The sequence below is a fragment of the Neoaquamicrobium sediminum genome (assembly GCF_040970315.1).
GTDB classification, from domain to species: domain Bacteria; phylum Pseudomonadota; class Alphaproteobacteria; order Rhizobiales; family Rhizobiaceae; genus Aerobium; species Aerobium sediminum.
The window spans coordinates 152,419-165,406 of sequence record NZ_JAZHFV010000002.1; the positions used below are offsets into that span (position 1 = coordinate 152,419).

11 protein-coding genes are annotated in these 12,988 nt (G+C 63.9%); 7 read left to right on the forward strand and 4 right to left on the reverse strand.

All coding sequences use genetic code 11. The features are described from left to right. The first annotated feature begins 95 nt into the window (after positions 1 to 95). From V1479_RS06025 to clpS, 4 genes are all read left to right on the forward strand, one after another. Entirely contained in the window at positions 96 to 2,450 is a 2,355-nt protein-coding gene (locus V1479_RS06025) for a xanthine dehydrogenase family protein molybdopterin-binding subunit (RefSeq protein WP_368802120.1), read from the forward strand. A gap of 12 nt (positions 2,451 to 2,462) precedes the next feature. Next, positions 2,463 to 3,263, forward strand: a complete 801-nt coding sequence (locus V1479_RS06030) for an FAD binding domain-containing protein (RefSeq protein ID WP_368802121.1) — start codon at positions 2,463 to 2,465, stop codon at positions 3,261 to 3,263. A 110-nt stretch (positions 3,264 to 3,373) separates the two neighbouring features. Next, positions 3,374 to 4,930 carry a phospholipase D family protein gene (locus tag V1479_RS06035; protein WP_368802122.1) on the forward strand — a complete coding sequence of 519 codons (1,557 nt, stop codon included), beginning with the start codon at positions 3,374 to 3,376 and terminating at the stop codon, positions 4,928 to 4,930. A gap of 56 nt (positions 4,931 to 4,986) precedes the next feature. Then, entirely contained in the window at positions 4,987 to 5,298 is a 312-nt protein-coding gene (gene clpS, locus V1479_RS06040) for an ATP-dependent Clp protease adapter ClpS (RefSeq protein WP_173187188.1), read from the forward strand. A gap of 18 nt (positions 5,299 to 5,316) precedes the next feature. Here clpS and V1479_RS06045 read toward each other — a convergent pair whose 3' ends face one another. Further along, positions 5,317 to 5,724, reverse strand: coding sequence for a DoxX family protein (locus V1479_RS06045; RefSeq protein ID WP_368802123.1), 408 nt, complete (start codon positions 5,722 to 5,724; stop codon positions 5,317 to 5,319). Between the two features lie 177 nt (positions 5,725 to 5,901). Between V1479_RS06045 and V1479_RS06050 the strand changes: the two genes are divergently transcribed. After that, positions 5,902 to 6,870, forward strand: a complete 969-nt coding sequence (locus tag V1479_RS06050) for a glycerophosphodiester phosphodiesterase family protein (protein ID WP_368802124.1) — start codon at positions 5,902 to 5,904, stop codon at positions 6,868 to 6,870. Between the two features lie 6 nt (positions 6,871 to 6,876). Here the strand turns inward: V1479_RS06050 and dgcN are convergent, their stop codons facing one another. Beyond that, positions 6,877 to 7,872 (reverse strand): N-acetyltransferase DgcN, encoded by a 996-nt coding sequence (gene dgcN, locus V1479_RS06055; protein ID WP_368802125.1) that lies wholly within the window; start codon positions 7,870 to 7,872, stop codon positions 6,877 to 6,879. A 262-nt stretch (positions 7,873 to 8,134) separates the two neighbouring features. Between dgcN and V1479_RS06060 the strand changes: the two genes are divergently transcribed. After that, positions 8,135 to 9,832: a bifunctional metallophosphatase/5'-nucleotidase gene (locus tag V1479_RS06060; RefSeq protein ID WP_368802126.1), complete on the forward strand. Its 1,698-nt coding sequence runs from the start codon at positions 8,135 to 8,137 to the stop codon at positions 9,830 to 9,832. 36 nt (positions 9,833 to 9,868) lie between these two features. On the opposite strand, the gene V1479_RS06065 is transcribed toward V1479_RS06060, so the two are convergent. Both V1479_RS06065 and V1479_RS06070 read right to left on the reverse strand, forming a co-directional pair. Then, entirely contained in the window at positions 9,869 to 10,798 is a 930-nt protein-coding gene (locus V1479_RS06065) for a DMT family transporter (RefSeq protein WP_368802127.1), read from the reverse strand. Beyond that, a complete protein-coding gene (locus V1479_RS06070) occupies positions 10,798 to 11,751 on the reverse strand; it encodes an NAD(P)H-dependent flavin oxidoreductase (protein ID WP_368802128.1) in 954 nt (317 codons plus the stop codon). The genes V1479_RS06065 and V1479_RS06070 overlap by 1 nt, the downstream gene beginning before the upstream one ends. Before the next feature lie 172 nt (positions 11,752 to 11,923). Here V1479_RS06070 and V1479_RS06075 point away from each other — a divergent pair, with 172 nt between their 5' ends. Then, positions 11,924 to 12,988: a hypothetical protein gene (locus V1479_RS06075; RefSeq protein WP_368802129.1), complete on the forward strand. Its 1,065-nt coding sequence runs from the start codon at positions 11,924 to 11,926 to the stop codon at positions 12,986 to 12,988.

Consider the following 12,988-nt stretch of genomic DNA (forward strand, 5'->3'; position numbering starts at 1 on the left):
ATTAAGGCAGTAGGAAATACCTGTCGAAGTGTCGGGCCTACCTACTGCCTTATTGCCTTACTCCCCTACTGCCCTTTCTTCCGGAGGAGGAAGCAATGGGAATTGAAGGCATCGGCGCACGCGTTGCGCGCAAGGAAGACAAGAGGTTCATCACCGGCTCGGGCCGCTATGTCGACGACTTGGTCGTGCCGGGCATGAAACATGCCGCATTCGTGCGTTCCCCGCACGCGCATGCCGACATCAAGAAGATCGACGTGAAGGCCGCGCAGGCGATGCCGGGCGTGATCGCGGTGCTGACCGGTAAGGAGATCAAGGCCGATGGGATCGGCAACCTGATCTGCGGCTGGATGATTCATTCCAAGGACGGCACGCCCATGAAGATGGGGGCATGGTCCCCGATGGCCGTAGACCGCGTGCGCTATGTTGGCGACGCCGTGGCGATCGTGGTCGCCGAGACGAAGGGCCAGGCGCGGGACGCCGCGGAGGCGGTCGAGGTTACCTACAAGGAGAAGAAATCCGTCGCGGATGCGGTCGAGGCGCTCAAGAAAGGCGCGCCGCAGCTTCATCCGGAAGCGGACGGAAACCTCATCTACGACTGGGAGATCGGCGATTCCGCCGCGACGGACGCGGCGATCGCCAAGGCGGCCCACGTCACGAAGATGCACATCGTCAACAACCGGCTGGTGCCAAACGCGATGGAACCGCGTGCCGCGCTTGGCCACTACGACAAGGGCGAGGATCACTACACCTGCTGGACGACGTCGCAGAACCCGCACGTCGCGCGACTGGTGATGAGCGCCTTCTACAATGTCGCGCCGGAGAACAAGCTACGCGTGATCGCGCCCGATGTCGGCGGCGGCTTCGGCTCCAAGATTTTCATCTATCCCGAGGAGATCGTCTGCCTGTGGGCCTCCAAGCGTGCCGGTGTGCCGGTCAAATGGGTGGCTGACCGCACCGAAAGCTTCCTGACCGATGCGCACGGTCGCGACCACGTGTCCGAAGTGCAGCTTGCCTTCGACGCCGACAACAGGATGACGGCGTTGAAGGTCGATACGGTTGCCAATTTCGGCGCCTACATGTCTTTGTTCTCGTCCTCGGTGCCGACATATCTTTACGCCACGTTGCTGTCGGGCCAGTACGCCATTCCGGCGATCCACGCCAATGTGCGCGCCGTCTATACCAATACGGCGCCGGTCGATGCCTATCGCGGGGCCGGACGACCCGAGGCGACCTATCTGCTGGAGCGGGTGGTCGAGACGGCTGCGCGCGAGCTTGGCGTTTCGCCTGCGGAACTGCGGCGCAAGAACTTCATCCGCGAGTTCCCTTACCAGACGCCCGTGATCATGGCCTACGACGCCGGCGACTACGAGACCTCGCTGGAGGCGGCCATGAAGGAGGCCGACTATGCCGGCTTCGAGAAACGCCGTGAAAAGGCGAAGAAGGCCGGCAAACTGCGCGGCATCGGCATGAGCTGCTACATCGAGGCCTGCGGCATTGCGCCGTCGGCCGCAGTGGGGTCGCTCGGCGCCGGCGTCGGCCTTTGGGAAAGCGCGGAAGTGCGTGTCAATGCGGTGGGCACCATCGAGGTGCTGACCGGTTCGCACAGCCACGGCCAGGGCCACGAGACGACGTTCTCGCAACTCGTGGCGGATCGCTTCGGCGTTCCGATCGACTCCGTCTCCATCGTCCATGGCGACACCGATAAGGTACAGATGGGCATGGGAACCTACGGCTCGCGCTCAGGTGCGGTCGGCATGTCGGCGGTCGTCAAGGCGCTCGACAAGGTGGAAGCGAAAGCCAAGAAGATCGCCGCCCACCTGATGGAGGCCGACGAGGGCGACATCGTGATCGAGAACGGCGAGCTCAAGGTGGCCGGCACCGACAAGTCGGTGCCGTGGTTCCAGCTCGCGCTGGCTGCCTACACGGCCCACAACCTGCCGGGCGGCATGGAACCGGGCCTGAAGGAAGGCGCGTTCTACGATCCGACCAACTTCACCTTCCCGGCCGGCTGCTACATCTGCGAGGTCGAGGTCGATCCCGATACGGGCGAGACCGAGATTGTGCAGTTCGTGGCCGCTGACGATTTCGGCAACATCATCAACCCGATGATCGTCGAGGGGCAGGTGCATGGCGGCATCGCACAGGGCATCGGCCAGGCGCTGCTGGAAGGCGCCCACTACGATCCCGCGTCAGGCCAGCTTCTGACGGCCAGCTACATGGACTACACCATGCCGCGCGCCGACGATCTGCCGTCCTTCAAGGTCTCGACCTCGAACACGCCGTGTCCAGGCAACCCGCTCGGTATCAAGGGCTGTGGCGAAGCGGGCGCGATCGGCTCGCCGCCGGCGGTCATCAATGCCATCACGAATGCAATCGGCAACAACGACCTGGCCATGCCGGCGACGGCGCAGAAGGTCTGGTCGGCGCTCAAGGCCGCGACGAAGCACTGAGGAGACACGACCATGTATTCCACCAACTACCATCGCGCTTCCTCCGTCGCCGACGCCGTGAAGCTGCTCAAGAAGGCGGATGACGGCAAGTTCGTCTCCGGGGGCATGACGCTGATTCCGGCAATGAAGACGCGGCTTGCGGCCCCGTCCGATCTCGTCGACCTGCGCCATGTGCCCGAACTTAAGGGCATCAAGATTTCCGGAAAGACGGTGACGATCGGCGCCGCCACGACACACGCCGAGGTCGCCGCGAACGCCAAGCTCGCATCCGTCTGCCCGGCGATCTGCAATCTTGCGGCGCATATCGGCGACCCGCATGTGCGCCACATGGGCACGATAGGCGGATCGGTGGCCAACAACGATCCGGCGGCCGACTATCCGGCGGCGCTGCTTGCACTAGGGGCCACCATCGTCACCAACAAGCGCGAGATCGCCGCGGACAAGTTCTTCACCGGCCTGTTCGAGACAGCGCTCAAGGATGACGAGGTCATCACTGCCGTCACCTTCACAGCGCCGGCAAAATGCGGCTATGCGAAATTCCCGAATCCGGCTTCACGTTATGCGATGACCGGCGTGTTCGTTGCCAAGGCGAAAGATGGCGTGCGCGTGGCAGTGACCGGGGCGGGAGAGGAGGGTGTCTTCCGCTCGAAGGAAATCGAGGCGGCATTGTCCAAGAAGTTCGACACCTCTGCACTGGAGGGCGTTTCCGTGTCCGCCGGGACGCTGATGAGCGACATCCACGCGAACGCCGAATATCGTGCCAATCTGGTCGTCGTCATGGCCAAGCGCGCGGTGGCATCGGCAAACGGGTGACGGGCGGCATTCCGCGAAGGCGAGGGAAGGGGCTGCTCCGCCCCTTCTCCTTGGCAAGGCGCAGGGGATGGCTATGATGTATCCGGTCAATTCCTAGCTGCGATGCGGCGATGCGCATGTTCGTGATTCTGCTGGTCGGTGCGCTCGTTCTCGTTGCGGCGTCGTTCCTCGCCGCGCTTTCCTATGGCCATTTCGCTCGCCATGCCCGTGGCGAGGACATGTCGGCGCTGCCTACCGACCCGGCCTTTACCGTCCTGGATCGCGGCATCGGCCCACGCGTCGAAGCGCAGCATGGCCGCAGCGGCCTGACCCTGCTGCCCGACAACCTCGATGCCTTCGCAGCGCGCGCCCTGACCGCCCGCGTGGCGGCCCGCAGTCTCGACCTCATGTATTATTACTGGCTGGACGACCTGACCGGGCGTCTCCTCGCCAACGAGCTCATTGGAGCCGCCGATCGCGGCGTGCGCGTCCGGCTTCTGCTCGACGACATCAACGCCAGCGGCAAGGACAGCATCTATCTCGCGCTCGATGCGCATCCCGGCATTTCCGTTCGGCTGTTCAACCCCAGCCGGGCCCGCGATGGCGGGTTGCGGCGCGGGCTCGAAATGGTCCTGCGCGCTTTCAGCGTGACGCGGCGCATGCACAACAAGGCGTGGATCGCCGATGGCAGGCTCGCCATCATCGGCGGGCGCAACATCGGCGACGAGTATTTCGATGCGGCCGAAACGTCCAACTTCCGCGACATCGACATGCTCATGATGGGACCGGTGGTCCGGCAGACGGAAGTCATCTTCGACAGCTTCTGGAACAGCGACGTCTCAATGCCGATCGGCGCACTCGCCACGGCGCGCGAAGGCGGACTGGAAACGCTGCAGAAAGGTCTTTCCCAACTGTCCAGAACCGGTGAGGCAGCACCCTATGTCGATCGGGCGCTGGAACGCATATCGGTGCTTTCCATGCTCGACGGCGGCTTGCCGACCTACTGGACAAGCGAAGCCAAGGTCATTTCGGATCCGCCGGAAAAGGCGCTGGCCAAGAACCCGGATAACTGGATGATGACCACGCTGATGCCGGTCATCGCTTCCGCCGACCGCTCCGTTGAGATCACGTCGCCGTATTTCGTGCCTGGTGTGGAAGGAACGGGTGGCCTCACCGGCATGGTCAGGAACGGTGTCGACGTTGCCGTGCTTACCAACTCGCTCGCCGCAACCGACGTTGCTGCGGTGCATGGCGGCTACGCGCCCTACCGTCCGCAACTGCTTGCCGGCGGCGTCCGGCTCTTCGAACTGCAGCCGCATGCCCGCCCGTCAGACATGTCGCTGTTCGGCTCGAGTGCGGCGAGCCTGCATACCAAGGCCTTCACCGTGGACGGCGAGACCGGCTTTGTCGGATCGTTCAACTTCGATCCACGGTCCGCGTCGCTCAATACGGAAATGGGCGTGCTGTTTGCGGACGAAGGGCTCGTCGGCCAGATGCGTGAAGTCTTCGCCCAAGAAACGGCGCCCGCCATGAGTTACCGCGTCTATCTCGATGCCGGGGGAGACCTGCGTTGGGAAGGCGAGCGTGATGGCAAGATGCAGATCTACGATCGTGAGCCGGAGGCCGGCTTGACGCGTCGCATCATCGCCAGGATCGTCTCCTGGCTGCCGATCGAATCGCAGCTTTGACCGGCTCGCCCGCCAATGCGACAATGCGGCTTCGCTGACGTACGAGCGGAACCGTCATGCCAACGAGCAACCCAACCACGACGCCGAAAACCAGGACCAAGCCGAAGATCGAGCGGCCACGACTGCACAAGGTGATCCTCGTCAATGACGATTTCACCCCGCGCGAGTTCGTGGTCACCGTGCTCAAGGGCGAGTTCCGCATGAGCGAGGATCAGGCACATCGTGTCATGATCACCGCACACCAACGTGGTGTCTGCGTCGTGGCTGTCTTTACGCGGGATGTGGCCGAAACCAAGGCGACGCGCGCGACAGATGCGGGTCGCGCCAAGGGCTACCCGCTACTGTTCACGACCGAGCCGGAGGAGTGAGACCAGTTTCCGGTCCGTTTAGGTTCCTGTCTTTGACCGTGCGCTGGCAAAGGGGAAGATCGCGCGCAGACGCGGGTCGCGCAACCACAGCCCGCCCCACATGAACAGGCCGAGATAGAGGCTGAACAGGACGTGGCTGAAGAGCGGGCTTTCGGCGCGCACCTGCGTCGCCATCGCGCCGCCGAGAAGCCCCATGGTCAGCACCGCACCGAGCACGCTCGTCCGCGGATAGACGTAGAGGATCACGCAGAAGAGTTCGATGATGCCGATCATCATGGCGTAGCCGGCCGGCCAGCCGAGCTGCGCCATGGTCTCTTCCGCCACCGGCATGCCGGCAAGCTTGGGTGTCACGGAAGCACCCAGCATGAAGAGTACAAAAAGTCCTGAAAGAATACGGCCAGTCCAGAGCATCGCGGTCGTGTTCATGTGTCCCTCCTTCACGAGGCTTCGTTGCTGCTGCCTCAAGGACGCACGCACCGCCGGGTACCCGACATGCGTTCGAAAATTTCTCGCGGAAGGGTTGTGAACAGCGAAGCGCGCCGGCGCCTCAATTCGTTCACAGTCACCGCATCTACCTCCGGTTGTTGCCGAAGGGGATCGCCGATGAAGAAATTTGCCGCGTTCGCGCTGCTCGTCCTGCTCGCAGTCTATTTACTGAACGCTTCATGGCTCGCCGCCACACCGGAGACGCCAGCCGTGAAGCTGATCGCGCATCGTGGCGTTCACCACACCTTCGATCGCACCGATCTCGACAATGACACCTGCACGGCGCTCCGCATCCACCCGCCGGAGCACGAATTCTTCGAAAACACGATACCGTCCATGCAGGCCGCGTTCGCTGCCGGCGCCGAAATCGTCGAACTAGACGTTCATCCCACCACCGATGGCCAGTTCGCCGTCATGCATGATTGGACGATCGATTGCCGGACGGATGGCACTGGCGAGACGCGCAGCCACGACATGGCCTATCTGAAAACGCTGGACGTCGGCTACGGCTACAGCGCCGACGGCGGCGTGACTTTTCCCCTGCGCGGCAAGGGCGTGGGTCTGATGCCGTCACTTGCGGACGTGCTGGCTGCCATGCCGGAACGCCGCTTCCTGATCAATTTCAAGTCCAACGAAGAAAGAGAAGCGGCGATGCTGGCCGATCTGGCGGCGCGGGAGCCGGAGTGGAGGGCATCGCTTTGGGGTGCTTATGGCGGCGACGCCCCCACGCTCGCGGCCCAGAAACGCCTGCCCGCGCTGAAGACCTGGACGCGCCGCGGCCTCTTCGCCTGTCTAGGGCGATACGTCGCGCTCGGATGGTCCGGCTATGTGCCGGAGGCCTGCCGAAACACGATGGTCATGTTGCCGATCAACGTCGCGCCATGGCTATGGGGGTGGCCGAACCGCTTCCAGCAGCGTCTCGCCGCCGTCGGCAGCGAGATCATCCTGCTTGGGCCGTACAGTGCCGGCGATCCGGGAACCGCCGGCATCGATGACCTCGAGACGCTGGATCGCGTCCCGGCCAGCTTCGACGGCTATGTCTGGACCAACCGGATCGAGATCATCGGTCCCGCCCTGGGACGCTGATAGGGCTCAGCCCAGCGCGTCGACCAGACGGGCCGCGCCGTCGCGGAACGGATCGACCGCTGGCAGGCCCATGCGCTGCTCGACCTCTGCGAGGTAACTGCGCGCCTCGTCCACCGACATTCCTGCCGTGTTGACCGATATGCCGATCACCTTGACGTCGGGATTGACCACGCGCGCCATGTCCAGCGCGGTATCCCTCAGCGTTTCGAGAGACGGGAGCTGGTAGTGCGGCAGGCCGCGCATATGTGTGCGGGTCGGTTCGTGGCACAAAACCAGCGTGTCGGGCTGGCCGCCATGCACCAGCGCCAGCGTCACGCCCGAATAGGACGGGTGGAACAGGCTGCCCTGGCCCTCGATGAGGTCCCAGTGGTCCGCGTCGTTGTCGGGCGTCAGCCACTCGACCGCACCGGCCATGAAGTCCGCCACCACCGCATCGAGCGGCACGCCGGAGCCGGTGATCAGGATGCCGGTCTGTCCGGTGGCGCGGAAGCTGGCCTTCAGGCCCCGCGCCCGCATTTCCTTTTCCATCGCAAGCGCGGTGTACATCTTGCCGACCGAGCAATCGGTGCCGACTGCCAGACAGCGCTTGCCGGTGCGCTTTTTGCCGTCCGCGATCGGGTATTCGACGGTCGGAACGCGCACGTCGAAGAGCTCGACGCCGGCCTTCGCCGCCGCGTCCACCAGTTCCTTGCGATCGCGCAGAAGGTTGTGCAGGCCGGAGGCGATGTCCATGCCGGCCTCGATGGCCTCGATCAGCGTGGCGATCCAGGCGTCCGAAATGACACCACCGCGATTGGCGGCTCCAACGACGAGCGTCTGCGCGCCGGCGGCCTTGGCCTCGGCGATCGTCATGTTGGGAAGGCCGAGCTCGGCCTTGCAGCCGTCCAGCTTGAGCTGGCCGAGCGAGAACTCCGGCCGCCAGTCCTTGATGCCCTGGGCAACCTTCGCGGCAAGCTGGTCCGGCGCGTCGCCGAGAAAGAGGAGATAGGGCGTCTTGAGCATCGGCTGTCTGCCTTTCGTTTCAATGTTTGGCGCAGCAATAGCAGTGTCGCGCGCGCGCGTCATGCCCCCGATGGTGGGCCAGCAAAGCCGCTCCCTTTAGCCGGCTGCGAAGGTATTTCTTGACCAAAGGGTCAACGCAGGGGAACATTCATCAAGCGATCACAGAACCGGGCCATATCCGGGCCGGGGACACCCGTCCCCGACCATCATCCAGGCCCGGCGTCGCGGGGAACATCAAAGCGCGAAAAAGGAGGCGCACGAAATGTCTAGCAACGATAAGAAGAACGCAGGCGGGACACCGGAAACCGCACTCAGCCGCCGCAGGTTCCTGCAGGTGGCGGGCGCCAGCCTGGTCGTCGCCGGCGGCGTTTCGACCGGCCATTTCTCGATGACGTCGGCCCGCGCGCAGGGGGCATACAAACTCAACGTGCTGCATATCAACGACATGCATTCGCGCGTCGAATCGATCAGCAAGTACAATTCGACCTGCTCGGCTGAGGATGCCGGGGAAGGCAAGTGCTTCGGCGGCTTTGGCCGCCTTGCCACGAAGATCCGCGAGCGCCGCAAGGAAATCGAGGACGCCGGCGAGAATGTGATCACGCTCGACGCGGGCGACCAGTTCCAGGGTTCGCTGTTCTACACCACCTACCGCGGCAAGGCGGAAGGCGAGTTCATGAACAAGATCGGCTTCGACACCATGGCCCTCGGCAACCATGAATTCGACAACGGGCCGGACAATCTGGCCGATTTCGTCGATCTGGTCGAGTTCCCCGTGGTCTGCGGCAACCTGACCGTCGCCGAATCGGAGAAGCTGCACGGCAAGGTCGCGGAATGGTCGATCCTGGAAGCCGGCGGCGAGAAGATCGGCATCCTGTCCGTGTTGACCGCCGACACGGTCGTCACCTCGTCGCCCGGTCCCAACGTCAGCTTCGGCGATGAGATCGAATACCTCACGGATGCCGTGTCGCGTATTCGCGCCGAGGGGGTCAACAAGGTGTTGCTGCTGTCGCATGTCGGCTTCACGCGTGACCAGGAGATCGCCGCAGCGGTCGAAGGCATCTCGGCAATCATCGGCGGTCATAGCCACACGCTGCTGTCCAACACCGAGGAAGGTGCGCCGGCCTATGCGACGCTGGTCGAGAACCCGGCCGGCCGCGCCGTACCGATCGTGCAGGCAGGCGCCTATTCCAAGCATCTCGGCGATCTGACGCTCGTCTTCGACGCCGATGGCTATGTTGCGGAGGCCACGGGCGACACCCGTATCCTCGATGCTTCGATCGAGCCCGATCCGGAGATCGAGGCGCGCATCAAGGAACTGGCCGGTCCGATCGAGACGCTTAAGGCGACGGAAGTTGCCGAGGTCGCAGCCCCGATCGACGGCAGCCGCGAGACCTGCCGCGCCAAGGAATGCGAGATGGGCAACCTCGTCACTGACGCGATTCTGGCGCGCACGGCAGACCAGGGCGTCACCATTGCGATCCAGAACGGCGGCGGCCTGCGTGCCTCCATCGACGAGGGCATGGCGACGGTGGGCGACGTTCTCTCCGTCCTGCCGTTCCAGAACACGCTGGCGACGATGAAGCTCAAGGGTGCCGACATCGTCGCCTCGCTGGAAACGGCGGTGAACGACATCGAGAACGGCGCCGGCAGGTTCCCGCAGGTTGGCGGTCTCAAATACACGCTCGACATGACCGTCGCGCCCGACCAGGGCCGCATCAAGGACGTCGAAGTGCTCGACGGTGACCAGTGGGTGGCGATAGAGATGGAGAAGGTCTACGGCGTCGGCACCAACGACTTCATGCGCAAGGGCGGCGACGGCTACGCGCTGTTCGCCTCCAACGCGGTGGACCCATACGACTACGGTCCCGGCATGGAGGAGATCGTGGCGGAATACCTCGCCAACAACGCTCCCTACAAACCGAAGCTCGAGGGCCGCATCACGGTTATCGAGGCGAACTGACCCGTACTTCAGGGAACAGGAAGGCCGCCGGTTGAATCAGCCGGCGGCCTTTTTGCCGCGAACAGTCCAGCGCCTCCGTTGAATGCGCTCGCGCCACGCGATTGTCAGCGCGCCGGCGACGATCAGCACCGCGCCAACGATGCCAGCTGCGGTCGGGCGCTCGTCAAAGACCAGATAGTCGTAAAGACCGGCGAATATCAGAGTCGTGTAGAAGAATGGCATCACGAAACTCGCCTCGCCCCGCCGCATCGCTTGTATGAAGATTGCCTGCACCGTCACCATGGTGACGCCAAGAACGGCCAGAAGCACCCACTGGTCCGGGGCGGGCATACGCCAGACGAAGGATGCTGCCGTTGTCGCGAGGCATGCGCCGATCAGGTTGTTTATGAAGAGGATGCGCAGCGGCGGTTCGGTGTCGGCCAGCTTCTTGATGAGTATCGCCTCCGAGCCCATGAAGAACGCCGCCGTCAACGCGACCAGTGCGATGGGCTGAAACGCGTCCGTTCCCGGCTCGGACAGGATCGCGGCGCCGGCAAAGGCAATCGCGGCCGCCGCCCAACGCCACGGCCCGACGCGTTCTCTGAGCAAGGGGATTGAGAGCATCATCGCCACGATCGGGTTGAGGAACGAAATGGCCGTCGCGTCCGCCAGCCGCATGACGGAGGAGGCGGCAAACAGGCAGGTGATGCCCGCCCATCCGAACAGCACGCGCAGGATGTGGTTTCGCCAGTTTCCGCCGGAAAGCGGCGGCCTGAGCCATGCGGTCAGTGGAAGCAACGCCGCCAGCGCGAAGACGAAACGCCCGGCGGATACCTGCAGCGGGTGCAGCGCATCGGTGCCGGAGCTCGATCCCAACATCTTTGCAATCAGCGTGGTTGCCGCAACCAGCGCACACGCCAGCAGCATCAGCGCAATTGCGATGCCCGTGTCGCGGCCGGAATAACTTCGCGCCGCGGGCTGCCTCATCAGGCCGCGATCTTGCTCTTCGCAGCCTCGTACTCGCGCGCGAGGCGGTCGACCAGTTCGGCGGCACCCACTACGTCGCTGACGGCGCCGATGCCCTGGCCACAGCCCCAGATGTGTTTCCAGGCCTTGGTCTTGTCGCCGCCGAAATCCATCTTCGACGGGTCCGATTGAGGCAGGTTGTCGGGGTCCAGCCCGGCAGCGCTGATGGAGCCCTTGAGATAGTTGCCGTGAACGCCGGTGAAGAGGTTGGAATAGACGATGTCGGCCGCTCGGGATTCGACGATCATCTCCTTGTATTCGTCCGCCGCGCGAGCCTCGCGGGTCGCGATGAAGGGCGAGCCGATATAGGCGAGGTCGGCGCCCATCGCCTGTGCGGCGAGGACCGCGCCACCATTGGCGATGGCGCCCGACAGCAGCAGCGGGCCGTCGAACCACTGGCGGATTTCCTGCACCAGCGCAAAGGGCGACAAGGTGCCGGCATGGCCACCGGCACCGGCCGCAACCGCGATAAGGCCATCAGCGCCCTTTTCGATCGCCTTGCGGGCATGCCGGTCGTGGATGATGTCGTGCAGGACGATGCCGCCATAGGAATGCACGGCCTCGTTGACCTCGGGCACCGCGCCGAGCGAGGTGATCACGACCGGCACCTTGTATTTCACGCACAGCGACAGGTCGTGCTCCAGCCGCTTATTGGATTTGTGCACGATCTGGTTGACCGCGAAGGGCGCGGCCATGGCGTCCGGGTTCCTGGCGTCGTGGGCGGCAAGATCTTCCGTGATCTCCGCCAGCCACTCGTCGAGTTGGGCTTCCGGCCGTGCATTGAGTGCGGGGAAGGAGCCGACAATCCCGGCCTTGCACTGCGCCAAAACCAGCGGCGGATGGGAGATGATGAATAGCGGCGAGCCGACAACGGGAATGCGCAGATTGGTCTTCAGAATGTCGGGCAGCGCCATGAACTTCCATCCCCATCGGTCAATTGACGTTTGCGTAAACGTCATTTTTTAGCAGATCACCATACGAGGGCAACCGCCGAATGATTGGCACACCGTCGAGCATCAGTCCGGTATTGTGTCCTACAAACGGTCCTGCGCGATTGATTGAACGGCGCGGGAAGGCTAACCATGCGTGAAGACACGAATTCTTTGCGGCGGAACGGCCTTGGACTCGATCGAGAAAGCGATAAGAAGCGCCTTTGAAAAAGGTGACCCGAGTGAGCGGGCCTATCGCGAGAAGGTCTATCGTTCGGCGTTTGCCGCACTCGACCGTGCGCTGCAGTCAAATCCGAATGTGACTCAGGACATGGTGGCGCGTCGGCGCCAGGCGCTTTCAACGACAATTTCCGCCATCGAATCGGAATTCCTGCCCGCAGTGCCAGCCGTCGAGCCGACAACACGTAGGCACGAGACCGTCGAGCCGCAAGCGCCCCAATCTGCATCGGCGCGAGCGGAGCCGTCTTTTGAACCGACGCTGGCGGGCGAGGAAAGGGATTCAGCCTCCAGGCCGGACTATCGCGACGACGAGATCGATCCGGGTGTCTACGTGCCGAATGCGAGGCCGCCGCGTCGCAGCCGGTCGTGGGTGGCCACGCTGGTCACGATCGCAGTCGTGGCGCTTGTCGGCATCGGTGCATGGTGGTTGCTGGCACCGCCCGGACCCGAATCGTTCCCGCGCCCCACTGAGGATGCGGAGGACTTCACGCCGGAACCGACCGAGCCCGGTGCACCTCCGCGTGTGATCGGCGCCGACAATCTCGATGACTGGATCGTGGTCTTCGACCCGGCCGATCCCACTACGGTGACGGCACCTGGCGATTCGAGTGCCGAGGTGATGGACGACGACGGCGAGCAGTTCATCCGCATCCGCTCGGGCTCTTCCGGCGCGCCGATCCTTTTCGACGTGGGACAGGGCGTGCTTGAGCAGGTCGCCGGCCGGCGCACCGTCTTCAACATTGAGGCGCGCGCGCAGGAAGGCGAGGAGACGCAGATTTCGGTCGACTGCAGCCTGGGCGAACTGGGCGATTGCGGCCGCAAGCGCTATGCGGTCGGCGTCACCCGCGAGGAGTTCCTGTTCGAGATCGAACTGCCCTCGGTCGAGCCCGGCGCAGGTGGCACGATCGCCATCAATCCCGACATTGAAAATGGCGGCAAGTCTGTCGACATCTACGCCATCCGCGTGACGCCTGCGCAGTAG